The following is a 26,346-nucleotide window of genomic DNA, read 5'->3' as shown; positions in this document are numbered from 1 at the left end:
GCTCCCACAGTTTTGATCGCATTCCGTCAGGTCAATCGTTGAAGTCGTAGTGCAATTCGTTATCCCGCGTGCTGATCCGCACGCCCGCCAGCGCCTTGCCTTCGAGCATGCGGGTGAGGAACTCGCGGCTCATGTCCGGCAGCAGGCTGTTGGTGAGGATGGTGTCGATCATCCGCCCACCGCTTTCGGTTTCGGTGCAGCGGGACACGATGAGGTCGACGACTTCGTCGTCGTAATCGAAGGCGACTTTGTGGGTGTTCTCCACACGCTTTTTGATGCGGTTGAGTTGCAGGCGGGTAATTGCCTTGAGCATCTCGTCGCTCAGCGGGTAGTAAGGAATCGTCACCAAACGGCCGAGCAGCGCCGGCGGGAAAATTTCCAGCAATGGCTGGCGCAACGCCTTGGCGATTTCTTCCGGCTCGGGAATATTCGCCGGGTCTTTGCACACCTGCGAAATCAACTCAGTGCCGGCGTTGGTGGTCAGCAGAATCAGGGTGTTCTTGAAGTCGATAACGCGGCCTTCGCCATCTTCCATCACGCCCTTGTCGAACACCTGGAAGAAGATCTCGTGCACGTCCGGGTGGGCTTTTTCCACCTCGTCCAGCAGCACCACGCTGTAGGGTTTGCGCCGCACCGCTTCGGTCAGCACGCCGCCTTCGCCGTAGCCGATATAGCCCGGCGGCGCGCCCTTGAGGGTCGACACGGTGTGGGCTTCCTGGAACTCGCTCATGTTGATGGTGATCACGTTCTGCTCACCGCCGTACATGGCTTCAGCCAGCGCCAGCGCGGTCTCGGTCTTGCCCACACCCGAGGTGCCGGCCAGCATGAACACGCCAATCGGCTTGCTCGGATTGTCGAGGCCGGCGCGGGAAGTCTGGATGCGCTTGGCGATCATCTGCAGGGCGTGGTCCTGGCCGATGATGCGTTTTTTCAGGTGCTGGTCGAGGTTAAGCACCGTTTCCAGTTCGTTGCGCGCCATGCGGCCCACCGGGATGCCGGTCCAGTCGGCGACCACCGAGGCCACGGCCTGGTAATCCACGGTCGGCAGGATCAGCGGGGTTTCGCCTTGCAGGGCGGTGAGGCGTTGTTGCAGGTCCACCAGCTGTGCGCGCAACTCATCGTTGCCGCTGTCCACAACACCGGCTTTCTCGCGCAGGGTTGCACGGGTGGCGAGCAGCTCATCGACCAGGGTTTTCTCTTCGGCCCAGCGGCTTTCCAACGTCGCGAGGCGTTCACGTTCAGCGCTCAGCAAGGCTTCGCTGTTGCTCTGGCGTGCGCCGATGGCGATGCCGATGGCATGCTCGCGGGCGATGATTTGCAGCTCGGTTTCCAGCGCTTCGATGCGACGGCGGCTGTCGTCGACTTCGGCCGGCACGGCATGCAGGCTGATGGCGACGCGAGCGCAGGCGGTGTCCAGCAGGCTCACGGATTTATCCGGCAGCTGGCGCGCCGGAATGTAGCGGTGCGACAGCTTCACCGAGGCTTCCAGGGCTTCATCGAGGATCTGCACCTGGTGGTGTTTTTCCATGGTCGAAGCCACGCCGCGCATCATCAACAGCGCCTTGTCTTCCGACGGCTCGGCCACCTGTACCACTTGGAAACGGCGAGTCAGGGCCGGGTCTTTTTCGATGTGTTTTTTGTACTCGGCCCACGTCGTCGCGGCCACAGTACGCAAGGTGCCGCGGGCGAGGGCGGGCTTGAGCAGGTTGGCGGCGTCACCGGTCCCGGCAGCGCCACCGGCACCCACCAGCGTGTGGGCTTCGTCAATGAACAGGATGATCGGCTTGGGCGAGGCCTGGACGTCTTCGATGACCTGGCGCAAGCGCTGTTCGAACTCGCCTTTCATGCTGGCGCCGGCTTGCAGCAGGCCCACGTCGAGGCTGCGCAGCTCCACGTCTTTGAGTGCGGGCGGCACGTCCCCGGCGACGATGCGCAGGGCGAAGCCTTCGACCACGGCGGTCTTGCCCACACCGGCCTCGCCAGTGAGGATCGGGTTGTTCTGGCGCCGACGCATGAGGATATCCACCAGTTGGCGGATCTCTTCATCACGCCCGACGATTGGGTCGAGCTTGCCGCTGCGGGCTTGTTCGGTCAGGTCCACGGTAAAGCGCTTGAGCGCCTCCTGCTTGCCCATCGCGCTCGGTGCCATGGCGCCGCTGGCTTCGCCGGGTACAGCGCCGGCATTGAAGCCGTCGCTGGCACTCAATGCATTTTCGGGCGAGTCGCCGACGTATTCGTCGAAGCGTTCGCTCAATGCTTCAGCTTTGATTTTGTCGAACTCGGACGACAAGCCCAGCAGTGCATGGCGCAGGCTTGGGGTCTTCAGAATGCCGAGCACCAGGTAACCGGTGCGCACCTGGCTTTCGCCGAACATCAGGCTGCCGTACACCCAACCGCGTTCCACCGCTTCTTCCACGTGGGACGACAGGTCGGTGATCGACGTTGAGCCCCTTGGCAGGCGGTCCAGTGCTTCGGTCAGGTCACGGGCCAGGCGGGCGGGCTCGACGTTGAACTGGCGAATGATACGGTGCAGGTCCGAGTCCTGCAGTTGCAGCAACTGGTGAAACCAGTGGGCCAGTTCCACGTACGGGTTGCCCCGCAGTTTGCAGAACACAGTGGCGGCTTCGATGGCCTTGTAGGCCACGCTGTTGAGTTTGCCGAACAGTGCGGCGCGACTGATTTCACCCATGCTCTGGATTCCTTGAGGTGGTGGCGTGGTCGGCGTAATGCCGAGCCAGGATTAGGTCGTTGGCGTCATGCTCGGGTCGGCCGAGCCAGGTGTTGAAGCCCAGGCGGAACTGGCCATTGAGCTGCAGCGCCGGTACTTCGGGTTGTTGCAAAACCAGGTTCAGGTCCCAGTCCAGTTCATGGCCCAGGTACTCGGCCACCCACGCCACCAGCTCGTTGAACGGCTGGCTGCCGGGCAGCATGCCCATGTAGTCATCCAGCGTGAGCGGGCCGAGGCGGATGCGGAATTTATGCTGGCGGTCCCACACGTGGCTGCCCAGGCAAAAATCCACGCCCAACTGGTTCGCGCTGACGCTTACGCGGCTGCGCTCGGGCAATTCCAGCCATTGGCCGACGTATTCTTCAATCTCCACCGGCAGGCCGAAATACTCGCTCAGAATCGCCTTAAGCCCATCCGGGTAGCGGGTTTGCGCTGACAGGTGGCCGCTGTAATGCAGCTTCGCCGTGTCGGGAATCAGCCCCTGATTCAGCAGGCTCGGCATTCCTCGGCCGCTCAGTGCTGCCAGGCGTGCCGACCAGTAATCGTCATCCGGGCGGTCGTGGCTGACCGTTGGCCGCGCCTCAGCCCAGGCCCGGTAAAACAGGCTGAGCAGGCGATGGTGGAACACGTCCAAAAACTGCTTGCTGGTGCTGTCGGCGTTGTTGCGCTGGCGCTCGCGCACGTACTCGGTGATGTGCAGCGGCAACGGGCCGTTGGGGCCGCCGAGGCCGAAGAAGAACTGCTCAAGCCGCGCTGGTTTGCCCTCGCCACCGGGATCGACCGAGGCCAAAGTGGCCGGGGCGAAGGTGCAATCGGCCTGTTGCCCTAGGCGCAACGGGTCATCCGCCAGGCGCAGGGAATGGCCCAGGCGCGGCAGCTGCGGCGATTCGCACTCGATACGCCGCAGCGCCTGGAAGAAATCGTATTCCCAGGGCTCCTGATGCATCGCATCCAGTGTGTTCACAGGGTCGGACGCCGCCCGGGCTTGGCTTTCCATCGCATGATCTCGCCGCGTTCGGTGGTACGGATCACCGTCTCGGTAAAACTGTTGATCGACACGTAGCGTGCCAGGAAGCGCTCCAGCACCGCACCGAGCAGAAACACGCCGGTGCCGCGAAACGCGTTTTCATCGAATTCCAGGGTAATTTCCAACCCACGGCCAAACACGATCGGGCCAGGCATCGGCAGGCGCCGGGTCACGGCTTTGCTGCTGACTTCGCGCAGGCCTTCGATTTGCAGTTGCAGCGCCGCGTCGTTGCTGTCGCCATACAGGCGCAGCAGTTCACGCAAAGCGCCGGCGCCCTGGCCCTGTTCGCTCAGCGACAGGTAGTTGAGCGACAACTGGCTGATCAGGCGCCAGGCCTTGGCGTCATGCGCGTGGCTGGCGCGTGGGCGGCTCGGGCCGGCGACGCAGCGCACCGACAACACGGGCGCGCTGTCGGCCAAAGTAAAGTCGGTCTTGCCGTTGCCCACGCTCATGAACAACGGCAGATCGCGGTTGGTGCACAGCGCGGTCACGCCGAGTTGGCGCAGGTCGTGGCGGTAGGGCGCTTGCTGGCTGTCGACCAGGCTGACAAAGGTTTCGCTGCCCACGTAGGTAGAGCGCGGGCCGTTGCGGCGTTGGTCGCTGGACAACACGCGCGGCTCGCGGCGCAGCGTGTAGTAAGCCTGATCGCGCCCATAACGTGACGGGTCGCGCACCGCGTAGAACGGCAGGAACGGCTGCTCCGGCCCGGTGCCGTGGCCGGTGATGCCGCTCAGCGAGTGAATCTCGAAATCCATTGGCCGCGTGCGGTCGGCAATCACGTGGTGTTCGTTAACGCGGTCAGACAAATGAATACGGTCCACGCGTTTGGGGAACAGGTTGATCGCCGGCGTGCAGAACGGCATGAACTGCGCCGGGCCGACACTGCCTTCCAGGCTCGGCTCGTGGCGGTCGAACAGCACGATCAGTTCCAGCTCCTGACCGTCGCAGCGTTTGACCGCGCGGCTCAGTTCAGCAAATTCGACGAACAGGAAGCGGTGGGGCAGGGCGAAATATTCCTGCAACAGGCGATAGCCCTGGAATGCCCGGGCCACCACCGGCATGGCCGCATCAGCGTCGTCAAAGCCGCGCGAACGCAACGCGTCGTGCGGCAGGCGTTCGACCCAATCACCGCCGGGTTTGCGCGCAAACACCGCGCAGGCGTTGCCCAGCAATTGTTCGTAGAGGCGAAACGGCTGCTCGTCGGCGCCGCTGAGGTACAGCGGCAGGTTGTCGAGGCCGAGGCTGTTGAACGGCAATTCGGCGCCGGTGCGCAGGGTCAGGCGCAAACCGGCCTTGGCCTTCGGCTCGCTGGCGGCCAGGCGGCCGAGCACGGCGGCAGGGTTGCCGAAGTACTCGGCGCCGCTGACCTGCAACGGCCACAGCGTCACCGGGTGCGCGGTGCGGTACTCGCAGCAGGTCTGGGTTTCGCGGCCCAGCGCGGCACGCAGCACGGTGTCGCGCGGCAACGGAAAACCGCTGGCCAGCGAGCCTTCGTCCGGGTCGGTCTGCAATTGCACCACGGTCATCGACGGCGTCGGCGCCAGGTAGTGCGGGTAGGCGATTTCCAGCAGGTTGTGGGTGAAGGTCGGGTACTCGGCGTCGAGCTTGAGTTGCACGCGGGCGGTGAGGTAGGCAAAGCCTTCGAGCAGGCGTTCGACGTACGGGTCGGCGCAGTCCATACCGGACAGGGTCAGCCGACTGGCGATCTTCGGGTATTCCTTGGCGAACTCGGCGGCGCTTTCGCGCACGTGGTGCAGTTCCTGGTTGTACAGCTCCAGCAGGCGCGGGTTCATGGGCGCCTCCGCTGGTCGGCGTTCACCACGCGCACATGGCCGGATTCCAGGTCGAGGTCGGTTTGCAGCAGCAAGCGCAATGGCACCGGCTGCGCCCACAGGTCGCCTTCGATCTCGAAGCTCAGCGCGTTGTGGTTCATTTCGCCGTGGCCGACACGGGCCTTGACGCGCAGGGTGTGGCGCAAAATACGCGGTTCAAAGGTGGCGATGGCCTGGTAGATCAGGGCTTCCAGGGCTTTGATATCGACACTGGAAACGCTGTTGCCCGCCAGTGCCGGCAAACCGTAATTGACCACCGACGTACCGGCCGGGGTGTGCAGCGTAGCATCGGCGTCCAGCAACGACGTGGTGTTGAGCAGCCACGCCAGGTCGCGCAGCACCGAGGCTTTCAATTGGGTCAGGGAGAGCACGCGTTTGTCGGCGCTTTCCTTGGGATTGGTTGGGTCGTCGTCGGTCAACCGGTCCAGCAGGGACGGTTGCAGACGGTCGCGGGAAGCGATTTCAGTTACCACCAAAGCAGCTCCACGGACGGGTTGTGAGAGGGACGGTTTCTGCGAGAAGCCGATGCCTGGGGCCGTGGCGGCGAGCCACGGCCACCGGGTTTATCAGCGCTTGGTGTTGGAACGGATGTTCCAGCCAAACTTGATCGCGCCGCCGTCTTTGGTGCCGTCGGCTTTCTGCGGCTGGTAGTCGACCATCACTTGGGCGAAGTTCAGGGTGACGTTTTCGGTCAGGCGATCATCGGTGCCCGAGCCGCCGGTGCTCAGGGACGTGACCAGCACTTCTTCCAGGTTGATCACCATGTACTCGACCTGGCTTTCGCCACCGGCCTTGCGCACGGTCAGCTTGACCTTGTCGATGTGCTTGCCGCTGGCGCAGTGCATCATCAGGTTTGGCGAAGCCTTGTCGACGTACTTGGTCAGCGACAGGTCCTGGATATTCACCTTGCCCGCACCGCCGCCACCGCCAACGTGCATGTTGCCGGACTGAGCCATGCCCCAGCTCCAGTTCAGCACGTCGATTTCGTCCTTGTGGGCCTTGTCCATGGACTCGCCCTTGATGTCGCCGATCTTGATGAAAATATCAACAGCCATGTTTTCTCCCTGTGTGGACTCAGCCACGATATTTGTTTAAGCCCAATGGGCAGTGCTTTCTGTGGGAGCTGGCTTGCCTGCGATTGCATCAACGCGGTCTGACTGGCAGACCGTGTCGCCTAAATCGCGGGCAAGCCCGGCTCCCACAGAAGAGCCGGCTCATTCGTGGTTACGCGCTTTTCGCCGAAGGCAGCTTCGATACCAGACGCAACGACACGGTCAGCCCTTCAAGCTGATAGTGCGGGCGCAGGTAGAACTTGGAGTTGTAGTAACCCGGGTTGCCTTCGACGTCTTCCACGATCACTTCGGCGGCAGCCAATGGGTGCTGGGCCTTGGTGGTTTCGGTGGAGTGCGCCGGGTCGCCGTCGACGTAGTTGAGGATCCAGTCCTGCAACCAGCGCTGCATCTCGTCCTTCTCTTTGAAGGAACCGATCTTGTCGCGCACGATGCACTTCAAGTAGTGCGCGAAACGGCAGGTGGCGAACAGGTACGGCAGGCGCGCGGCCAGGTTGGCGTTGGCAGTGGCATCCGGGTCGTCGTATTCAGCCGGTTTCTGCAACGACTGGGCACCGATGAAGGCGGCAAAGTCGGTGTTTTTCTTGTGCAGCAGCGGCATGAAACCGTTCTTCGCCAGTTCCGCTTCACGGCGGTCGCTGATAGCGATTTCGGTCGGGCACTTCATGTCCACGCCACCGTCATCGGTCGGGAACGTGTGGGCTGGCAGGTTTTCCACTTCACCGCCGGACTCTACGCCACGGATGCGCGAGCACCAGCCGTAGTGTTTGAACGAGCGGTTGATGTTCACCGCCATCGCGTAGGCGGCGTTGGCCCAGGTGTACTTGGAGCTGTCGGCGCCGTCGGTGTTTTCTTCGAAGGCGAAGGCTTCCACCGGATCGGTCTTGGCGCCATAGGGCAGGCGCGCCAGGAAGCGCGGCATGGTCAGGCCGATGTAGCGCGAATCTTCCGATTCACGCAGCGAGCGCCAGCCGGCGTATTCCGGCGTGGTGAAGATTTTGGTCAGGTCGCGCGGGTTCGACAGTTCCTGCCACGAGCCCATGCCCATCACGGTCGGCGACGCCGCAGCGATGAACGGGGAGTGCATGGCGGCGCAGACTTTCGACAGCTCGCCCAGCAGCTCTACGTCGGGTGGCGACTGGTCGAAGTAGTAGTCGCCGACCAGGCAGCCGTACGGTTCGCCGCCAAACTGGCCGTATTCTTCTTCGTACATCTTCTTGAAGATCGGGCTCTGGTCCCACGCGGTGCCCTTGAATTTCTTCAGGGTCTTGTGCAGGTCCGGCTTGGAGATGTTGAGCACGCGAATCTTCAGTTGCTCGTCGCTCTCGGTGTTGTTGACCAGGTAGTGCAGGCCACGCCAGGCGCTTTCCAGTTGTTGGAAATCCGGGTGATGGATGATCTGGTTGACCTGAGCGGTGAGCTTGGCGTCGATGGCGGCGATGATCGACTCAATCGACTTGATCGCGTCATTGGACACCAGGTCCGTCTGTGCCAAGGCCTGTTCGGCCAGGGTGCGCACAGCGGTTTCCACGGCTTCGCGGGCACGCTCGGTCTTGGGTTTGAATTCTTGCAGCAGCAGGTTGGCGAACTCGCTGGCTTCTTCGGTGGCACCCAGGATCTGGGAGCCTTCGCGGGCGGTATTGTCAGTCATGATTACTGGTCCCCTGCAGGCTTAGGCGCGCTGGCAAGTGCCTGAAGCAGTGCCGGGTCCTTGATCGCCTTCATGATGATTTCTTCAGCGCCAGTCTTGCCGTCCATGTAGGTCAGCAGGTTGGCCAGCTGGGTGCGGGCTTCGAGCAGTTGCTTGAGCGAATCGACCTTGCGGGCCACGGCGGCCGGGCTGAAGTCGTCCATGCTTTCGAAAGTGATGTCCAGGCTCAGGTTGCCTTCGCCGGTCAGCTCGTTCGGTACGTGGAACGCTACGCGTGGCTGCATGGCCTTGAGGCGCGAGTCGAAGTTGTCGACGTCCACTTCAAGGAACTTGCGGTCGGCCACGGGTGCGAGCGGTTCGGCAGGCTTGCCGGCGAGGTCGGCCATCACACCCATCACGAAGGGCAGCTGGACCTTTTTCTCGGCGCCGTAAAGCTCGACGTCGTACTCGATCTGCACTCGAGGCGCACGGTTGCGCGCGATGAATTTCTGAGAACTTTGCTTCGCCACGTTGCTGCTCCTGGTCGCTTGAGCGACGGTGTTGTTACTGCACAGCCGGGCGGCTTACTCGCCGTCCGGGCCGCGCAGGTTTTCAAATTGGGACATGCCGTCGGGAATCAGATTGCGCACGATGGCCGCGAAGTCGGCGTGCACCAGATTCTTCGCCCGGTTCAACAGCACCGGCAGCGGGCTCGAAGGCTCGTGACGGGTGTAGTACGCAAGGATCTTGTCGAGGCTGCGCAGCACGTCATCGCGGCTGGCGATGTCGCCAGTGGGGCGCGGTGCGGCGGGGGCAGCGGCGAAATCGACCGAGGGGGCATTGTCGTCACTGACGGCCTCGGGTTCGCTGCTGGTATCGCTGTTCGGTACGAATTGGTTGAGGACTTGCAGCGCCTGCTTGAGCGGTTGCTTCAACAGGCTGAGGTCCACGCCCTGGGCCGAACCGACCTGGTCGCTGACCTGTTGTTCGATGGCTTCGCAGGCGGCGCGCGCGGCGCTCAAGGCATCGCGCGTGGCTTGCAGTTGTTCGGGATCGCTGTCCAGAAATGCCGCGTTGAGTTGCTGGGCACCGAGCTGTTCATCGGGGAAGCTCATCAGGCCGCTGGCGTTCAGCGCGGCACGCAGGCTCACCGGCCCGAACGTGCGCGAGCGTGTGAGGATGCTTTCGCGCAGTAGACGAATGGTTGCGTCGCTGGTCAGGCCGGATAAGGCATTGATGCGTACGGTGGGGTCGTTATCGTCGTCGGCATCCAGGCGCGGGTGCAGGTCGGCCCAGTACTCGCGCAGCAGCGCGTTGATCAGCGTGAGGACTTCGGCCAGCCCGGCCACACCCTGAAGGGCGAGGGAGCTTTGCAACAGAAAGTGGGTGATGCGCAGGTCTTTGCTGCGCTGCAACAAGTCGAGGCTTTGCTGCTGGATGCTGCGCCATTCCGGTGGCTCAGCGGGCAGGATAGAGTCGCCCATGCTGCGCTCGGGTTGGCCCTTGGCGTCACGCTCCAGTTGGAGAAATTGCGCGTCATATTCCATGTCTTCGCCACATGGCGAAGTCGCGGAAACGGCGGCGAGCAGCAACGGCACATCCACTTGATTCGATCTCCCTATCAGCCCGTTAGATGCCGGGCAATGCATGCATTAGTTGCGCGATAAACTTTGCATGTTTTCTTGGTCATACAGTCAGAGTGCCACTACCGTGCCACCACTGATGTTCAAGAAGTTGTGCATTTTTGGTGTAGTAGTTACGCCTTGTCAAGGTAAGCTATTCGCCCTCTGTGACAGATGTGCGGTGCTTAACACCCTGCGCGACTGGCGGGTCGAACGGCGCACCGGGACAGGGTTTTTGTCATAGAGGCCAGTTAAGATCAGCGATCATGCTGGTAAAAGCATATTTTTACGGTCGTTAACGCGACTGGCGGTATCGCTCGGGAAGTCTGGTTCCTTCAGGTAGACCCTTGGATAGACCGCGCGCGATGTATCAGCAAGGAGGCAAGATGTCGCTGTGTTTGACTATCACTAGTTATCACAAGATCACCCCTGGGCAATGCCCTGAAAAGTCCATGAATCAGGGCGTGATGGCTATTGGCCGCAGTTCTGATAATGACTGGGTATTGCCTGATCCAGAGCGCCTTGTCTCCTCGCAACACTGCGTTATTCAATACAAAGATGGCCGTTACTATTTAACCGATAACAGCACCAACGGCGTTGAATTGGTTAACGCCGGTATTCGTATGCGCCGAGGGAACAGCGAACCGTTGCAAGACGGTGAATTGATCCGCATCGGCGACTACGAAATCCAGGCGCGTATCGACTTCAACGTGCAAACCATCGATAGCCAGCCGTTTGCCGGCGATTCGCCGAACAGCTTCGAGGCGTTGATGGGCGCGGTGGTGAACGCGCCCGCGCCGACGCCGGTGATCGCGCCGCAGTTTCATGGCGCCTCGTCGATGGACACGCTACCGGACCTGTTCGATTTCCTCACGCCCACCGCCGTGCCACCACCGACCGTGGCGGACCACGTGCCGTCCGAGCAACACGACTTTCGCCCGCCGACCCCCGTTGCCGTGCCGGTGGTGGAGAAGCCGGCGGTGTCTGGTTCGGTGATTCCCGAAGACTGGGACGTGTTTGGCGACACACCCACGCCTGTGGCCAGTACCCCGAAGCCCGTTGCACCGCCTCCCGCGCCGTCGGTCATCCAGTCGCCACCCGCGCCGCCAGTCATCCAGTCGCCGCCCGTGGTCGAGCCCGCGGTCCCCGTGGCGGACAGCCAACAGCCCGACCTGTTGCAAGCCTTCCTGCGCGGCGCCGGCCTCGACCAGCTGCGCCTGGACAAGGCTGACGCCTGCGCGCAGATGGAGAGCATTGGCCGCAGCTACCGGTTGATGGTCGAAGGCCTGATCGACGTATTGCGCGCCCGCGCCAGCCTCAAGGGCGAGTTCCGTATGCAGCAGACGATGATCCGGCCTGCCGAAAACAATCCGTTGAAGTTCGCGCCCAACGCCGACGAAGCCTTACTGCTGCTGCTTCGGCATGGAAACCAAGCGTTCATGGCGCCGGATATCGCTGTGCGCGACAGTTTCGACGACCTGCGCGCCCATCAACTGGCGGTGATGGCCGGTGTAGAAGCAGCCATCAAGCACTTGCTCGCGCGCTTTGAACCGGCGCAACTCGAAGAGCGCATGGGCAAGCCCGGCGGGCTGTCGAGCATTTTCAACGGCTCGCGCCAGGCCCAGTACTGGCAGCAGTTCACCGAGCTTTACAGCAATATTTCGCGCGAAGCCCAGGAAGATTTCCAGGACCTGTTCGGTCGCGAATTCAGCCGAGCCTACGAAGAACACAGCGCACGACAGCGTCGCTAAACCGCAACGCAGTAATGGATAAAACGGATAGCTAAGTACGTCATTGAGGACGCAGGATGATTCCCAGGTTTTTACTCGCAGCCGCCACGGCGCTGCTGCTGACGGCGTGTGCCAAGGATGCCGCCAAGCCCGAGGCGGCCACTGAAGCCGAAGCGGACACCGCCGCCATCGAACTGCATTTTCACGCCATTGCCGGGCTCAACCCCGGCGCCAACGGCCAGGCCGCGCCGGTTCGCGTACGCATTTTTGAACTGAAAAACGCCGCCACCTTCAGCCGCTCCGATTACTTCGCGCTGGCTGATCGCGCGCAATCCACGCTCGGCCTCGATCTGCTGGACCAGGACGAAGTGATGGTGCAACCCGGCCAGCAACTGAGTATTCAGCGCAACCTCGACCCGTCCACGCGCCAGATCGGCCTGCTGGTGGGCTATCGCGAGTTGGACCGCGCGCAATGGCGCACGGTGCTTACCGTCCCGGCACGCCAATACACCGAATACCAGATCAGCCTCGATGTGCGTGCCGTACGCGCCGACGTCGTGGTTCCCCCATCCAGCCCTGCCCAATAAGAAGCAAACGGAGCTCCCATGTCCTGGAACAATCGCGTGGTCTGGTCGGAAGGCATGTTCATCGGAACGCAGCACTTCCAGCAGCATGACCGTTACCTGGAAAACCTGATTGACGCCCGCAGCCGCCCGTTGTCCGCCGGTGCCTGGGGTTTCTCCGAATTGCTCATCGACCAGGGCCTGCTGGCCCAGGGCAAGCTGGCGATTGTGTCGGCACGTGGCCTGTTGCCGGATGGCACGCCGTTCAATATTCCCCAGGATGATCTGGCGCCGAGCCCTTTGAATATCGACGACAACCTGCGCGATGGCCTGGTGTACCTGGCCTTGCCGCTCAAGCGTGCAGGCGCGCGTGCCACCGTCGATGACGGCGAAGACCTCGGCGCTGCGCGTTACGTCAGCCAGGTGCGCGAAGTGCGAGATGACAACGCCCCGTTCGAAAACCGCGCGCCCGTGGCCTTGGGTTCCCGTGCGTTGCGCCTGCTGACTGCGCAGGATGGCATCAGTGACTACGCCGCCATCGGCCTGGTGCGCATCAAGGAAAAACGCGCCGACCGCGCGCTGGTGCTGGATGACACCTACATCCCGCCCGTGCTGGACGTGGCCGCAAGCAAACCGCTGACGGCCTTTCGCAGCGAATTGCTGGGCCTGCTGCACCAGCGCGGCGAAGCCCTGGCCGGCCGCGTGGTCGCCTCGGGCGCCGGTGGTGCGTCAGAGATTGCCGACTTCATGCTGCTGCAACTGGTCAACCGCGCGCAGCCGCTGCTCCAGCATTTCAGCCAGTTGAGCCCGCTGCACCCGGAGCGTTTTTTCAGCGAACTGGTGAGCCTGGCCGGTGAGTTTTCCACCTTCTCGACGTCGGGCCGTCGCCCCCAGGAATACCCGCAATACCAGCACGACGACCTGGCCCTGAGCTTCACTCCGGTGATGGCAGCGTTGCGTGAGGCGCTGTCGATGCTGATCGACAGCAAAGCCACACCGATCCCGATTGTGGAAAAAGCCTACGGCATCCACGTGGCGATGCTCGCCGACAAAACCCTGCTCGACAGCGCCAGTTTCATCCTCGTGGTGCGCGCCGATGTGCCCGGCGAAACCTTGCGCGCGCGTTTCGGCCAGCAGAGCAAAGTCGGCTCGGTGGAGCACATCCGCGACATGGTCAACCTGCAACTGCCGGGCATCGGCCTGCTGCCGTTGCCGGTGGCGCCACGCCAGATTCCGTACCACGCGGGCAGTACCTATTACGAGCTGGACCGTGGCAGCGAGCACTGGCAACAACTGAATAACTCCGGCGGCTTTGCCTTCCACATCGCCGGGCAATTCCCGGGTTTGAACCTGGCCTTCTGGGCGATCCGAGGATAATCCGCGATGCATCCCAATGATGATGACCGCACCCAGTTCATGCCGCGCCCGGGTGGCCGTGCGCCGGAACCTGCGCGTGCAGAGCCGGCGCCGCTGTCGGTGCCGGCCGCGCCGATCCTGACCGGCAAAAGCCAGGGCCTCAACCCGCTGGAAAGCGCCGCCGGCCCACTGTTGGCGCTGTTGACGCGCCTGCGCAACACCATCGCGCACCCGGCACCGGCCAGCCTGCGTGCGCAGTTGCTGGCTTACCTGCGCCAGTTCGAAGAGCGCGCCGAAGCCGCTGGCGTGGCGCGCAACGAAGTGCTGCTGGCACGTTACGCGCTGTGCACCGCACTCGATGAGGCGGTGCTCAGTACGCCGTGGGGCAGCACCAGCGACTGGGGCAAGCAGAGCCTGTTGATCACGGTGCACAACGAAGCCTGGGGCGGCGAAAAAGTTTTCCAGTTGCTCGACCACTGCCTGCAAAGCCCGCGCGAGCGCCTGTACCTGCTGGAGCTGCTGTACCTGTGCATGTGCCTGGGTTTCGAGGGCCGTTACCGCGTGATGAACGACGGTCGCAGCCAGCTCGAAGCCTTGCGTGAACGCACCGCCGCCGCCATTCGCAGTGCGCGTGGCGAGCACGAGCGCGAGCTGTCGCCGCACTGGCGCGGCGTGACCGTGGCGCGTGATCGCCTGGCGCAATTCATGCCGCCGTGGATCGCCGTGGCCATCGGCCTGGCGCTGCTGCTGGCGTTGCTGTTCGGCTTGCGCATGAAACTGGCGTCGGATGCCGAGCCGGTGTTCAAAAATATTCATGCCCTGGGCGAGATCCCGGTACAGGCCATCGACCGTCCGGTGGCGCAGCCCAAAGTCATCGAGCGGCCACGCCTGGCCGGTTTCCTGGCGGAAGACATCAAGGCTGGCCGCGTGGCGGTGGAAGACAAGGTCGACCGCTCCGTGGTGACGATCCGGGGCGATGAGTTGTTCGCCTCGGCCAGCTCCAGCATCGTCGATGACTATCAGCCGCTGATGCTGCGCATTGCCGATGCCATCCGCAAGGTCAAGGGGCAGGTGCGCGTCACCGGGCACAGCGATAACCGCCCGATTGCCACGCTGCGCTTCCCGTCCAACTGGGCGCTGTCCGAAGCCCGCGCCAAGTCGGTGCTGGAGATCCTGGCAGCCAAGACCGGCCAGGCGGATCGCTTCAGCGCCGAAGGCAGAAGTGACACCGAGCCTGTGGCGACCAACGCCACCGCAGAAGGCCGTGCCCGCAATCGTCGGGTTGAAATCACCGTATTGGCGGAGGGCGTCGAGTGAAGGCGTTTTTCAGTTTCATGATTCGCTGGGTGATTCCCGTGCTGGGCCTGATCGCCCTGAGCCTGATCATCTGGTTTGTGGGGCCACTGCTCGATGTGCTGGTGCCGGAAGGGCGGCGCTGGGCGCTGATCATTCTGGTGTTTGCGGTGTGGATCGCGTATCGCGTGTTCCGCATTATCCAGGCCCGCCGCCAGGCCGCCGAAGTGATGCGCAGCCTGGCCGCGGAAACCCCGGTCGACCCCAACAGTGTCGCCACCGCCGAAGAACTCAGCACCCTGCGCCAGCGCATGGACGAGGCCCTGGCGCTGCTGAAAAAGGCCAAGCTCGGTGGCGATGAACGCCGCAACCTCTACGAGCTGCCGTGGTACGTGATCATCGGCCCACCGGGGTCGGGCAAGACCACGGCGCTGGTCAATTCCGGTCTGCATTTTCCACTGGCTGCGCAATTGGGCGCGGGTGCGGTGCGGGGCGTCGGTGGCACGCGCAACTGCGATTGGTGGTTTACCGACCAAGCCGTTTTGCTCGACACCGCGGGCCGCTACACCACCCAGGACAGCAACTCGACGGTGGACAAGGCGGCATGGCTGGGCTTTCTCGACCTGCTGAAAAAGCAGCGCTCGCGCCGCCCGATTGATGGTGCGTTTATCGCCATCAGCCTCTCGGATTTGCTGCTTGGCACAGACGCCGAACGGGCTGCCCATGCGGCGGCGATTCGCTTGCGTATTCAGGAGCTGTACACCCAGTTGGGCGTGCGGTTCCCGATTTACCTGATGCTGACCAAGCTCGACCTGGTGCCGGGCTTCATGGAGTTCTTTGACAACCTGAGCAAGGAAGAGCGCGCTCAGGTGTGGGGCATGACCTTTGCGCTCGATGACGGCAAGCACAGCGACAGCCCGTTGGCGACGCTGCAAAGCGAGTTCGCCGGCCTTGAGCAGCGCCTCAACGAACGGTTGGTGGAGCGCCTGCAACAGGAGCGCGACCCGGCGCGGCGCGACCTGATCTACGGCTTCCCGCAGCAGTTCGGCGCGTTGAAAGATTGCCTGCAAAGCTTTCTCGAAGGCGTGTTCAAACCCAATGCCTTTGAAGAGCGCGTGCTGCTGCGCGGCGTGTACTTCACCAGCGGCACCCAGGAAGGCAGCCCGATTGATCGCCTGATCGGTGCCATGGCCCAAAGCATGAACCTGGACCGCCAGCACCTGGCGCGCCAGAGCGGCACCGGGCGCAGTTACTTCATCGAAAAACTCTTCACCGCCGTGGCCTTCGCCGAGCGCGGCCTGGTGGGCGTGAACCCCAAGGTCGAGCGTCGGCGCAAGTGGATCGCACGCGGCGTGCTGGCAGCCACCGTCGCTTTGGTGGTGGTGGTCAGTGGTTTGTGGTGGGTGAGTTATCGCGCCAACCAGGCGTATATCGCTCAGGTGGATCAGAAGGTCGCGCCGTTGGGCCAGGCCGTACAGAATCTCAGCCCGGCGCAACGCGAAGTGCTCGCCGTGCTGCCGTTGCTCAATGCGGTGAAGAGCCTCGCGGGTGATTCGCCAAGCTGGTCCGAAGGGCTGGGCCTGTACCAGGGCGACATGCTCGAAGCCGAATCTGCCAGCGTCTACCGCAAGCTGTTGATCGCCGTGTTTGCGCCGCGTCTGGTGACGCGCATCGAAGAGCAACTGCACGGTGGCGGCAATTCCGATTTCCTGTACGAAGGCCTCAAGGCCTACCTGATGCTCGCCGACGCCGAGCACTACGACCCGGACTTCATCAAGGCCTGGATCGCTCTCGATTGGGACCGCAACCTGCCGCGCGACCTGCCGGCCGATCAGCGTCAGGCGCTGACCGGGCACTTGCAGGCGTTGTTCGAGCGCCACCCGCCAAACGCGCGCCTGGACCCACGGCTGATCGACGACCTGCGTCGCCAGTTGCAACAACTGCCGGTGGCGCAACGCGTCTACTACCGGGTCAAGCGCCAGAAGCTGCCCGACGGCATCCCGGACTTTCGCATCAACGAAGCCGCTGGCCGCGATGCTGCGCTGGTGTTCAGCCGCAAAAGTGGCAAGCCGCTGGGTGAGCCGCTGAGTGGGTTCTTCACCGCCAAGGGGTATCGCCAGGCGTTCTTGCTGAGCAGCCTGAACCAGACCGGCACCCTCGCCGAAGAGCAATGGGTGCTGGGCCGTGAACAGGCCGACCAGCAGAACGTGGTCAGCCTCGCTGCGGACGTGCGCCGCTTGTACTTCCAGGACTACCAGCGCCAATGGGACGCCTTGCTCGCCGACATCGACTTTGTGCCGATCACCAGCGTGGCCCAGGCGGCCGATGTACTGCGGGTGATTTCCGGCCCGACCTCGCCGCTGAAAAAACTGCTGGTGGCCGTGTCCAAGGAAACCGATCTGCAAGCCGAAGAGCGCCAATTGGCCGCTAAAGGCGTGCCGGTGGAAGGCGGCGTCGACAAACTCAAGGAGCGCCTCGGCAGCCTGCTCGGCCAGGAACAACCGACCGCCAACGCGCCGGCTGCTGCGGATGACCCGGTCACCGCGCACTTCGCCGAACTCAACAGCATCGTCAGCAAGAATGAAGGCGAACCGGCTGCCATCGACGGCCTGCTGGCAGACATGAACGCGCTGTACGTGCAGGTCAGTGCCATGGTCGGCGCCAGTGGCGATGCTTTGCTTGGCGAGGCCAAGAACCAGGCGGCGGCTGCGGCCACGCGGGTCAGCCTGAATGCCGAACGCCAGCCGCCGCTCGTACAGGGCATGGTCAAGTCGGTGGTCAATTCCACCACCAACAGCATGATGGGCGGCGTGCGTAACCAACTGAACGCGGCGTGGGTCAGCGAAGTGGTCAACGTCTACCGCCAGTCGCTGGCCGGGCGTTATCCGATGTCGCCGGGCAGCGCTCGCGACGCCACGCTGGATGACTTCGGTCAGTTCTTCGGCGTGGGCGGGGTGATGGACAACTATTTCCGCAAGTACCTGCAGCCTTACGTGGACACCTCCGCGCAGACCTGGCGCTGGCAACCGGGCGCCGCGCAGAAGCTCGGGATTGCGCCAGGCGTGTTGCAGACGTTCCAGCGTGCGGCAGCGATTCGTGATGCGTTCTTCCGCGCCGGTGGTACGCAGCCCATCGTGCGTTTCGAACTCAAACCAGTGTCGATGGACCCGACCATCACCCAGTTCCTGCTTGATCTGGACGGCCAGCAATTGAGCTACGACCACGGCCCAAGCCGCCCGGTCGCCATGCAATGGCCGAACCCCGGCAGCATCGGCGTGGTGCGTATTTCGATCATGCCGCCATCGGCCAGCGGCCGTTCGGGCGTCACCCTGGACGGCCCGTGGGCCTGGTTCCGCTTGCTGGAACAGTCGGACCTCACCGCCGGCAATTCGCCGGACCGTTTCAACCTGCGCCTGCGGGTGGACGGGGCGAGCATCGCCTACGAGTTGCGCGCCAACAGCGCCTTCAACCCGTTCAAGAGCCGCGTACTCAGTGGCTTCAGCCTGCCGGAGCGGTTATGACGACGCTGGGTTTCTACGGCAAGTTGGCCAGCCGCGGTGACTTTGTCAGCCGCGCCTTGCCCCAGAGTTTTATCGGCCCCTGGGACAGCTGGCTGGCGGCAGGACTGCTCGCCAGCCAGAACAGCCTGGGTGGCGACTGGCTCAATGTGTACCTGGTCAGCCCGTTGTGGCGCTTTGTGCTGGCGCCGGGTGTGTGCGGGCCGGACGCGGCGGCGGGTGTGGTCATGCCCAGCATTGACCGTGTCGGCCGGTATTTTCCGTTGGCGGTGGTGGCGTTGCTCGATCACGACACCAACCCCGCATCGCTGGTGGGCGGGCCGGACACCTGGTTTGAGCAGGCCGAAGAGCTGCTGCTCAGCACGCTGGATGCCGGCGCGACCTTTGAAGGCTTCAACGATGGCGTCGACAAACTCGGCATCCCGGCCAGTGAGCAACGCGCCGTGGACAGCCGCTTTGCCGGGCTGCAACGCGTTGCCGCCACCGTGCCCCACAGCCGCATGACCGCGCTCGCCGAACAGGCCTGCGAGGGCGCGAGCCTGTGGTGGGGGCGTGGCTCGCAGGTGATTTCCCCAGGTTTATTGCGGTGTCAGGGTTTGCCTGCCGCCGGCGATTTTGCGCAGTTTTTGCTCGGACAAGAAGGTGTGGTGTAGATGGGGGCGACGTTCAAATCCGCGAGCAAAAGCCATGTGGGCATGGTCCGTCAGGTCAATGAAGACGCCTGCCTGGACCTGCCGGAAAACCGTCTGTGGGTGGTGGCCGACGGCATGGGCGGGCATGCGGCGGGCGACTACGTCAGCAGCCTGATCGTCGACAGCCTGCGCGCTGTGCCGGTGGGGCGTTCCCTCGACGAATATTCGGCGGCCCTGCGCAATGACCTGATCCGCATCAACGCAACCGTGCGCGAAGAAACCGCCAACCGTGGCGTGACCATGATGGGCAGCACCGTGGTGGTCCTGGCCGCACGCGGCTTGCGTGGTGTGTGTTTGTGGGCCGGCGACAGCCGCCTGTACCGCCTGCGCGACGGCGTGTTGGAAGGCATTTCCCGCGACCACAGCTACGTGCAGGACCTGCAAGACAGCGGCTTGCTCAGTGAAGCCGATGCCCGTGTGCACCCTCGCGCCAATATCGTCACCCGTGCGATTGGCGTGGAGGCGCAGTTGGAGGTGGCGGTGGTCGACCTGCTGATCGCTCCAGGTGACAGCTACCTGCTGTGCAGCGACGGCCTGAACAAGACCGTCGAGGATCATGAAATCCGCGAAGTGCTGGGCCACGACGCGCCGGATGAAATCGTGCGCAGCCTGGTGCACCTGGGCCTCAACCGGGGCGCGCCGGACAACATCACCGCCATTGTCGTGAAGGTTTCGCCATGAACATCGTGATTCCGGGTTATGACATCGAAGGCGAGATCGGCGAAGGCGCCATGGCCAGCGTGTACCTGGCGACCCAGCGTTCGCTGGAGCGCAAGGTGGCGTTAAAAGTGATGGCGGCGGCGCTGGCGGCGGACCCGAGTTTTTGCGAGCGTTTCCTGCGCGAGGGCAAGACCCTGGCGCGCCTGTCGCACCCGCACACGGTGACCATCCATGACATCGGCAACGTCGGTGAGCTGTATTACATGGCCATGGAATACCTGCCCAACGGCACGCTCAAAGAGCGCATTGCCGCCGGACTGACACCGGAGCAGGGCGTGACGTTGATCCGCCAGATCGCCTCGGCGCTGGGCTATGCGCATGCCCAGGGCCTTGTCCACCGTGACGTCAAGCCGGCGAACATTCTGTTCCGCGCTGACGGCACCGCCGTGCTGTCGGACTTCGGCATCGCCAAGTCTCTGGATGACCGTACCCAGTTCACTCAAGCCGGGTTTGCCGTGGGCACGCCGAGCTACATGAGCCCGGAGCAGGCGCGGGGCCAGGAGATTGATGGCCGCGCTGACCTCTACGCACTCGGCGTGGTGCTCTATGAAATCCTCGTCGGCGAGTTGCCTTACACCGGCACCGATGCACTGTCCACGGCGCTGGCGCACCTGACCGAACCGCTGCCGGAACTGCCGGTGCACCACGGCCGTTATCAGGAGGTGCTGCGCAAGCTGTTGGCCAAGGACCCGGCGGAGCGTTTCCCGGACGCGGCGGCGTTGCTGCGCGCGCTGGACCAACTGCCGCCCGACTCGCCAGAAGCCACGCTGGTGCGGCCGCTGCCGATTCCGCTGAGCTTCGACCTGGCGGGCATGACGCCGGTGTCTATCGACATTCCGACCGACAAACCCCAGCCGCAGCCGGTGCGCCAACCGGTGGTGACGCCGACCCAACACAGCAATGTGTCCGAGCAGCGTCGCGGGCCGGTATTGGCCTTGGCTGCAGTCGCAGTGGCTGTCGCCCTTGCCATCGGTGGCGCGAGCTACTGGTGGTTGAGCCGCGGCGATACACCCGCGGCGCCGCCCGCTGCGGTGGTGCCGAAAACGCCCGCGCCTCCTGAAGCAAAAACGGTTGTGGCCGATGCGGACGGCGGTCAGCGTCCCTTGCTGATGGCGGGCAAGAAGACCTTGTTCCAGCGTGTGCTGAGCAAGCCGGGCGCCAAGCTGTCCCACGATGCCGGCGGCGCCTCCGACGAGGGGCTGCCGGCGTTTTCCGTGCTTTACGTTTACCAGCGCAAAGACGTCGATGGCAGCCCGTGGCTGCGTGTCGGTGCCGCCACCGATGGGCGCAGCGACGGCTGGTTGCCGGCCGCTCAGGTCAGCGACTGGAAACAAAGCCTGGTGCTCAAATTCACCGAGCGCTCGGGCCGGGCGCCGGTGATGTTCCTGCGCCAATCCAGCGAAGTGGAAAAACTGCTGGCCGATCCTGCGGCCGCCAAAGGCGTTCTGGCCAAGGCGCAGAAGAACAGCGAAGACAATCAACAGGTGTTGGCGCTGGAGCCGACGGCCAGTGCGGTGCCGCAGGACCAGTTCTACCTGCTGCCGATTTTCGATTCCAAAGAGAGCTTCGACGAAAACGGCCAGCCGGTGCAGTTGCTCAATGTGGCCTCTATCGACCCCGGCAGCAGCGCGGCTGCCAAGCCGGCCGCCCGAGCGATCAACACCAACGCCGACGCCTTCCGCACCGCCGTGGTGCTGGTGGTGGACACCACGGTGTCGATGCAGCCTTACATCGACCAGGTCCGCGACGTGGTGCACGAGCTGCAAACCCGCATCGCCGAGCGTGGTGAGCTGGACAGCGTGAGCTTCGGCCTGGTGGGTTTTCGCAACAGCATCAAGAAAACCCCAGGGCTTGAGTACGTCGCCAAGACGCTGATCAGCCTCGACCAGGGCCGCGACCCAGAGCGCCTCCTCGACATGGCGCGGCAGGTCAAAGCCTCCACCGTGTCCAGTCACTCGTTCAACGAAGACGCGTTTGCCGGGGTGATGCAGGCCGTGGATGGCATGGACTGGTCCGGCTACGGTGGGCGCATCATCCTGCTGGTCACCGACGCCGGTGCACTGCGCAAGAACGACCCGTTTGCCGCCACCCAGATGAACGAAGCCGAGGTGCGCCAGGCCGCGCTGGGCAAGCAGATCAAGATCTACGCCCTGCACCTGCGCACCGACGCCGGCAAGAAAACCCATGCCGGTGCCGAAACCCAATACCGCGTGCTCACCGCTGACGCCAACCCGCAGATCGGCGACCTCTACACGCCGGTGCCAGGGGGGGATGTGCGCAAGCTGGGTGAGCGTGTCGATGAGATCGGCAGCGTGTTCGCCAATCTTGTGCACCAGGTGCGCAGCAACACGCCGCAGCCGGTGCCGCTGCTGAGTGCCGCGCCGACCTTGGCCGACAAGTCCGCGGCCGTCGGCTACGCCATGCACATGGATTTCCTCGGCCGCAAAACCGCGAGCCAGGCGCCGCAACTGGTCAGCGCCTGGACCGCCGACCGCGACCTGACCAACCCGGCGCTGCCGGCGTTCCAGGTGTGCGTGATGCTGACCAAATTGCAGCTCAACGACCTGCAGCAGTCGCTGAAACTGATCGTCGATGCGGCGCGCAAGACCCAGACCTCGCCCAAGGATTTTTTCCAGGAAATCGCCAGTGCCTCGGCCTACATGAGCCGCGACCCGCAGGCCCTGCGCAAGGGCGGCAACCTGGCCGACGGCGGCATCCTCGGCGAATACCTGGAAGGCCTGCCGTACCGCAGCAAGTCGCTGAACATGACCCAGGACTTGTGGTTGTCGTTGAGCGTGGCCGAGCAGGAAGACTTTATCGACGAGCTGGATTCGAAAATCCGCCTCTACGAAACCTTTCACAATGATGTGGCCAACTGGGTCCGTTTCGGCGATGCCGAGCCGGGCGATGCGTTGTACCGCGTGCCCTTGTCGACGCTGCCGTGATGCTGAACTTGAGCGCAGTGCACAAAAGCCGCGGCGTTGGCAGCCAGCGCTATAGCCTGGTGATTCCGGCGCTGGCGCTGCGCGCGGGTGAGCAGTTGGCAATCGTCGGGCCGAGCGGCTGTGGCAAAAGCACCTTGCTCGATCTGCTGGCGCTGGTGTTGGCGCCGGATCAGGTTGGCCGGTTTGAATTTGATCAGGTCGATGTCGGCGCTCTGTGGCGTGCCGATCAGCAGTCGACGTTGGCCGCGTTGCGCAGCACGCACTTGGGCTACGTGCTGCAAACCGGCGGCCTGCTGGGCTTTCTCGATGTGCGCAGCAATATCGCCTTGTCCCGCCAGCTGCTGGGGCTCAAGGACGACGGCAGCGTCGCGCGTCTGGCCGAACAGTTGGAGATCAGCGATCAGTTGGGCAAAAAACCGACTGCGCTGTCGGTGGGCCAACGCCAACGCGTGAGCTGCGCCCGTGCACTGGCCCACGCGCCGCAACTGGTGCTGGCGGATGAGCCGACGGCGTCGCTTGACCCGCTGAACGCCGAACGTGTGATGCAGGCGCTGCTGGCCCAGGCCCGCGAACATCGCGCAGCCTGCGTGATCGCCACCCATGACGAGCCGCTGGCCCGCGCCAGTGGTTTGCAGGTGCGGCGCATCAGTTGCCGCCGTGACACCGACGGCGGCGTCACGGCCACCCTCGGGGAGGCGTGCTGATGCGCATCGGTCTGGTGGCGTCCCTGGCCTGGCAGGATTACCGCAACGACGCCTGGCTGTCGGCCTGTTCGGTGCTGGCATTGGTGGCCGTGATCGCGCCGTTGCTGGTGTTATTCGGCCTGAAATTTGGACTGGTTAGCAGTTTGACCGAACGCCTGGAGACCGACCCCGCAACCCGTGAAATTATTCCGTTGGGCGGCGGTCGATTCAACGCAGCGTTTATCGAGCAACTTGCCCAGCGTGGTGATGTGGCCTTTGCCGTGCCGCGTACCCGCCAGATTGCGGCGACCGCGCAGGTGGGCACGCTGACCCTGGAAATGCTGCCGACTGCAGCGGGTGATCCGCTGCTCGTGGGGTTGCCGATGCCTCGGGGTCTGGACCAGATCGTGTTGAGCCACACCGCCGCGGAAAAACTCGCGGCGCGGCCTGGCGATTGGCTGGAGACCAGCTTTGCGCGGCAAGTGGCAGGGCGTGTCGAAGCCCAACGCACGCGGTTGCAGGTGCTGGCGGTGCTGCCGCTGGAAGCGTTTGCGCGGGACGGTTTGTTTGCCGATTTGCGCCTGCTGGAAGCGGCGGAAGATTACCGCGACGGCCGCGCGGTGCCGGCGTTGAGTTGGGACGGTGACGCGGTCGGCGCGACTGAGCAGCGGGTTTATCCGGCGTTTCGCCTGTATGCCCGCCACCTCGCCGATGTGGAGCGGTTGCGGGTGTTTTTCGCCGGGCAGAACCTGTTGGTGTCGACCCAGGCGAACGCCATTGCCCAGGTGCAGTCGTTGAGTCGCAACCTGTCGATCGTGTTCTGGATCATTGCCGGGTTGGCCTTGGCGGGCGCATTTGCGGCGATCTTCGCCGGCGTGTTGGCCGCCGTGGCGCGCAAGCGTCGGGAATTGTCGGTGTTGCGCCTGCTGGGGTTTTCCACTGCCGGGCTGTTGCTGTTTGTGGTGGTGCAGGCGCTGTACAGCGCAGGGTTTGCCGCCGTGCTCAGTGCCGGGTTGTATGGCCTGGCCGAGGCGGGTTTGAATAAATTATTCGTGCAGGTGCCGGGCGAATACGCCAGTCACCTGTTGGCGCCTCATTACGGCCTGGCCCTGGCTGCAGTCCTCGGCGTCAGCGCCGTGGCGGCGGCCTGTGGCGGTTGGCGAGTGGCGCGTATCCAGGCTTCTGAAGGAATCAGAGATGTATAAGTTACTGGGCGCCGCCATGGCGCTGAGCTTGGCTTCAATGGCGTGGGCGGATGAGGCGAGCGACAAACTCGACAACCCCAAACCGTTGCCCGATGACGTGAGCCTGCCGCTGCCATGCGAAGGCAACATGGTGTTCCGCTACGCCTATGTGCTGGCCCAAGGCACCCTGGATGACCGCGAGATCAGCCTCGGTTACCCCTTTGCCGAGGGTGAGGCGGGTTATCAGCAGTCGTTTATTTCCGGCTACCGGCGCGACTTTATCAACGGCCAGTTCACGCTCAAGGATTTGCCCAAGGACTGGAACGCGGTTATTGCGCCCTTGATGCCGAAGACCGACGCCAAAACCCCGCTCAAGCCGATGCTGTACTTCATCGGCAAGTACGAAGTCACCGCACGCCAGTATGCCCAAGTGATGTCCCAGGCACAGTCGCTCGCCAGTGGTGAGCCGGCGCCAGCGTGCGATGCGCCTACCGGCATGGCTGCACGCTTGCCCAAGGTGAAACTCTCGCGCTTTGAAGCCGAGCGCTTCTCGGCGGTGTACAGCGCCTGGTTGATGAAATACCACCGCGACGTGCTGCCGGTCAGTGGTCGTGGGTCATCGGCCGAAGACGGTGGCCTCGGTTTTGTGCGCTTGCCCACCGAAGTGGAGTGGGAATTCGCCGCGCGTGGTGGCCAGGCAGTGAGCCGGCAGGACCTCGAAGGGCGGCTGTTTCCCCGTCGTGTCGAAGGCAGTGAAAGCGACGGGCCGCTGGGTGATTACGCGGTGTTCAACCAAGTCGCCGGCGGTACAGGCCAGGCGGCACGCCTGATGCCCATCGGCACCAAATTGCCCAACCCGATCGGCATGTTCGATGTGATTGGCAATGCGGCGGAAATGGTCCAGGAGTCGTTCCAACTGGTGCACGCCGGGCGCCGCCAGGGCACCTACGGCGGCTTTGTGGTCAAGGGCGGCAACTACCTGGAAGGCGAGGGCACGCTGTTCACGGGCATGCGCCGCGAGTACCCGCTGTTTGCCGCCGACGGCACCGAGCAGAGCAACGAGACCACCGGTTTTCGCGTGGCGATAGGTGCGTTGTCTGCGCCGCGTTCGCGCTACAAGGAGCTGTTCGCGCAGTGGCAGAAAGAAGGCCGCCTGGCCTCGCTGACCGACGCCATCGACGACGCCCAGGACCCGACCAAGCGCCTGGACAGCATCATCGCCGCCAGCGTCGATCCCAAGCTGCAAGCCGAACTGGGCCTGGTCAACGAAGAACTCAAGCGCAACGTTTCGCTGATCGCCCAGCAACGCGAAGAGGCGGCGGGCAACCTGATTCAATCGGCCGCGCTGGTGGCCGAGACCATCAGCAACTACAACATCCGCCTGATGAACTTGCAGAAGAGTCGCCAGCAGGCACTGGACAACAAGGACGCGGCCAGCGCGCAGCTGTTTGCCACGGCCATCGACAATGGCCGCAGCGCGCTCGACGGCGCGGTGGCGATCTACATCGACAACCTGGCCACCGGCACGCGCTACACCGACGCGGTGATCCAGGCGCAGTTTCAACGAATCAAGGAAGAGTTGGATCGCAAGCCAGTGCTCGGCAAGAGCCTGGTGACGCGCGCGACACTGTTCGTTCGCCATGTCGGCAACTACCGCAAACAACAGCGGGCCGACCCGGCAACGATTTTGAAGGAATTGCTCGCAGCGAGCGGTCAGCGGTCTTGATCGCTGGTTGTATGGCGAGCTTGGAAG

General features: G+C 63.7%; 19 protein-coding genes. 11 read left to right on the top strand and 8 right to left on the bottom strand.

Annotated features, from left to right (window positions below):
• Positions 1–31: 31 nt before the first annotated feature.
• From tssH to tssA, 8 genes are all read right to left on the bottom strand, one after another.
• The gene (tssH, locus tag AACW30_RS02420) at positions 32–2,689 is read right to left on the bottom strand and encodes a type VI secretion system ATPase TssH (protein WP_200622626.1); all 2,658 of its coding nucleotides are present in this window, start codon (positions 2,687–2,689) and stop codon (positions 32–34) included.
• The gene (gene tssG / locus AACW30_RS02415; RefSeq protein WP_179610027.1) at positions 2,682–3,725 is read right to left on the bottom strand and encodes a type VI secretion system baseplate subunit TssG; all 1,044 of its coding nucleotides are present in this window, start codon (positions 3,723–3,725) and stop codon (positions 2,682–2,684) included. The genes tssH and tssG overlap by 8 nt, the downstream gene beginning before the upstream one ends.
• The gene (gene tssF / locus AACW30_RS02410) at positions 3,689–5,548 is read right to left on the bottom strand and encodes a type VI secretion system baseplate subunit TssF (protein WP_200622623.1); all 1,860 of its coding nucleotides are present in this window, start codon (positions 5,546–5,548) and stop codon (positions 3,689–3,691) included. The genes tssG and tssF overlap by 37 nt, the downstream gene beginning before the upstream one ends.
• On the bottom strand, positions 5,545–6,060 hold the full coding sequence (tssE, locus tag AACW30_RS02405) for a type VI secretion system baseplate subunit TssE (protein ID WP_005792513.1): 516 nt from the start codon (positions 6,058–6,060) through the stop codon (positions 5,545–5,547). The genes tssF and tssE overlap by 4 nt, the downstream gene beginning before the upstream one ends.
• 93 nt (positions 6,061–6,153) lie before the next feature.
• Positions 6,154–6,642 carry an Hcp family type VI secretion system effector gene (locus AACW30_RS02400; protein WP_005792512.1) on the bottom strand — a complete coding sequence of 163 codons (489 nt, stop codon included), beginning with the start codon at positions 6,640–6,642 and terminating at the stop codon, positions 6,154–6,156.
• 169 nt (positions 6,643–6,811) lie between these two features.
• Positions 6,812–8,308 (bottom strand): type VI secretion system contractile sheath large subunit, encoded by a 1,497-nt coding sequence (gene tssC / locus AACW30_RS02395; protein WP_119737190.1) that lies wholly within the window; start codon positions 8,306–8,308, stop codon positions 6,812–6,814.
• A 2-nt stretch (positions 8,309–8,310) separates the two neighbouring features.
• Positions 8,311–8,817 (bottom strand): type VI secretion system contractile sheath small subunit, encoded by a 507-nt coding sequence (gene tssB, locus AACW30_RS02390; protein ID WP_017135823.1) that lies wholly within the window; start codon positions 8,815–8,817, stop codon positions 8,311–8,313.
• 54 nt (positions 8,818–8,871) lie between these two features.
• The gene (tssA, locus tag AACW30_RS02385; protein WP_106575883.1) at positions 8,872–9,891 is read right to left on the bottom strand and encodes a type VI secretion system protein TssA; all 1,020 of its coding nucleotides are present in this window, start codon (positions 9,889–9,891) and stop codon (positions 8,872–8,874) included.
• A 404-nt stretch (positions 9,892–10,295) separates the two neighbouring features.
• On the opposite strand from tssA, the gene tagH reads away from it, so the two are divergent.
• The 11 genes from tagH to AACW30_RS02330 are packed head-to-tail and all read left to right on the top strand — an operon-like array spanning position 10,296 to position 26,319.
• Positions 10,296–11,660 carry a type VI secretion system-associated FHA domain protein TagH gene (tagH, locus tag AACW30_RS02380; protein WP_200622621.1) on the top strand — a complete coding sequence of 455 codons (1,365 nt, stop codon included), beginning with the start codon at positions 10,296–10,298 and terminating at the stop codon, positions 11,658–11,660.
• Positions 11,661–11,716: 56 nt separating this feature from the next.
• Positions 11,717–12,226 (top strand): type VI secretion system lipoprotein TssJ, encoded by a 510-nt coding sequence (gene tssJ, locus AACW30_RS02375; RefSeq protein WP_106575881.1) that lies wholly within the window; start codon positions 11,717–11,719, stop codon positions 12,224–12,226.
• Positions 12,227–12,244: 18 nt separating this feature from the next.
• Entirely contained in the window at positions 12,245–13,579 is a 1,335-nt protein-coding gene (gene tssK, locus AACW30_RS02370; RefSeq protein ID WP_200622615.1) for a type VI secretion system baseplate subunit TssK, read from the top strand.
• A gap of 6 nt (positions 13,580–13,585) precedes the next feature.
• Positions 13,586–14,875 (top strand): DotU family type VI secretion system protein, encoded by a 1,290-nt coding sequence (locus AACW30_RS02365; protein ID WP_200622613.1) that lies wholly within the window; start codon positions 13,586–13,588, stop codon positions 14,873–14,875.
• The gene (tssM, locus tag AACW30_RS02360) at positions 14,872–18,372 is read left to right on the top strand and encodes a type VI secretion system membrane subunit TssM (RefSeq protein ID WP_200622612.1); all 3,501 of its coding nucleotides are present in this window, start codon (positions 14,872–14,874) and stop codon (positions 18,370–18,372) included. Before AACW30_RS02365 ends, tssM begins: the two co-directional genes overlap by 4 nt.
• On the top strand, positions 18,369–19,022 hold the full coding sequence (gene tagF / locus AACW30_RS02355) for a type VI secretion system-associated protein TagF (protein WP_106575877.1): 654 nt from the start codon (positions 18,369–18,371) through the stop codon (positions 19,020–19,022). Before tssM ends, tagF begins: the two co-directional genes overlap by 4 nt.
• A complete protein-coding gene (locus AACW30_RS02350) occupies positions 19,023–19,742 on the top strand; it encodes a PP2C family protein-serine/threonine phosphatase (RefSeq protein ID WP_106575876.1) in 720 nt (239 codons plus the stop codon).
• Positions 19,739–22,726, top strand: a complete 2,988-nt coding sequence (locus tag AACW30_RS02345; RefSeq protein WP_200622606.1) for a serine/threonine-protein kinase — start codon at positions 19,739–19,741, stop codon at positions 22,724–22,726. The genes AACW30_RS02350 and AACW30_RS02345 overlap by 4 nt, the downstream gene beginning before the upstream one ends.
• Positions 22,726–23,430, top strand: a complete 705-nt coding sequence (locus AACW30_RS02340; RefSeq protein ID WP_106575874.1) for an ABC transporter ATP-binding protein — start codon at positions 22,726–22,728, stop codon at positions 23,428–23,430. The genes AACW30_RS02345 and AACW30_RS02340 overlap by 1 nt, the downstream gene beginning before the upstream one ends.
• Positions 23,430–24,614 carry an ABC transporter permease gene (locus tag AACW30_RS02335; RefSeq protein ID WP_119737202.1) on the top strand — a complete coding sequence of 395 codons (1,185 nt, stop codon included), beginning with the start codon at positions 23,430–23,432 and terminating at the stop codon, positions 24,612–24,614. The genes AACW30_RS02340 and AACW30_RS02335 overlap by 1 nt, the downstream gene beginning before the upstream one ends.
• Positions 24,607–26,319 (top strand): formylglycine-generating enzyme family protein, encoded by a 1,713-nt coding sequence (locus AACW30_RS02330; RefSeq protein ID WP_119737204.1) that lies wholly within the window; start codon positions 24,607–24,609, stop codon positions 26,317–26,319. Before AACW30_RS02335 ends, AACW30_RS02330 begins: the two co-directional genes overlap by 8 nt.
• The last annotated feature ends 27 nt before the right edge of the window (positions 26,320–26,346 follow it).

The sequence above is a fragment of the Pseudomonas sp. MF6747 genome (assembly GCF_963890955.1).
GTDB lineage: Bacteria > Pseudomonadota > Gammaproteobacteria > Pseudomonadales > Pseudomonadaceae > Aquipseudomonas.
Note: the sequence above shows the minus strand (reverse complement) of the source record. Positions and strands in the feature narration are given on the sequence as shown.

Coding starts and splice junctions, on each gene's coding strand:
- tssH (WP_200622626.1), bottom strand. CDS start 2,689: ATGGGTGAAATCAGTCGCGCCGCACTGTTCGGCAAACTCAACAGCGTG.
- tssG (WP_179610027.1), bottom strand. CDS start 3,725: ATGGAAAGCCAAGCCCGGGCGGCGTCCGACCCTGTGAACACACTGGAT.
- tssF (WP_200622623.1), bottom strand. CDS start 5,548: ATGAACCCGCGCCTGCTGGAGCTGTACAACCAGGAACTGCACCACGTG.
- AACW30_RS02400 (WP_005792512.1), bottom strand. CDS start 6,642: ATGGCTGTTGATATTTTCATCAAGATCGGCGACATCAAGGGCGAGTCC.
- tssC (WP_119737190.1), bottom strand. CDS start 8,308: ATGACTGACAATACCGCCCGCGAAGGCTCCCAGATCCTGGGTGCCACC.
- tagH (WP_200622621.1), top strand. CDS start 10,296: ATGTCGCTGTGTTTGACTATCACTAGTTATCACAAGATCACCCCTGGG.
- tssJ (WP_106575881.1), top strand. CDS start 11,717: ATGATTCCCAGGTTTTTACTCGCAGCCGCCACGGCGCTGCTGCTGACG.
- tssK (WP_200622615.1), top strand. CDS start 12,245: ATGTCCTGGAACAATCGCGTGGTCTGGTCGGAAGGCATGTTCATCGGA.
- AACW30_RS02365 (WP_200622613.1), top strand. CDS start 13,586: ATGCATCCCAATGATGATGACCGCACCCAGTTCATGCCGCGCCCGGGT.
- tagF (WP_106575877.1), top strand. CDS start 18,369: ATGACGACGCTGGGTTTCTACGGCAAGTTGGCCAGCCGCGGTGACTTT.
- AACW30_RS02350 (WP_106575876.1), top strand. CDS start 19,023: ATGGGGGCGACGTTCAAATCCGCGAGCAAAAGCCATGTGGGCATGGTC.
- AACW30_RS02345 (WP_200622606.1), top strand. CDS start 19,739: ATGAACATCGTGATTCCGGGTTATGACATCGAAGGCGAGATCGGCGAA.
- AACW30_RS02340 (WP_106575874.1), top strand. CDS start 22,726: ATGCTGAACTTGAGCGCAGTGCACAAAAGCCGCGGCGTTGGCAGCCAG.
- AACW30_RS02335 (WP_119737202.1), top strand. CDS start 23,430: ATGCGCATCGGTCTGGTGGCGTCCCTGGCCTGGCAGGATTACCGCAAC.
- AACW30_RS02330 (WP_119737204.1), top strand. CDS start 24,607: ATGTATAAGTTACTGGGCGCCGCCATGGCGCTGAGCTTGGCTTCAATG.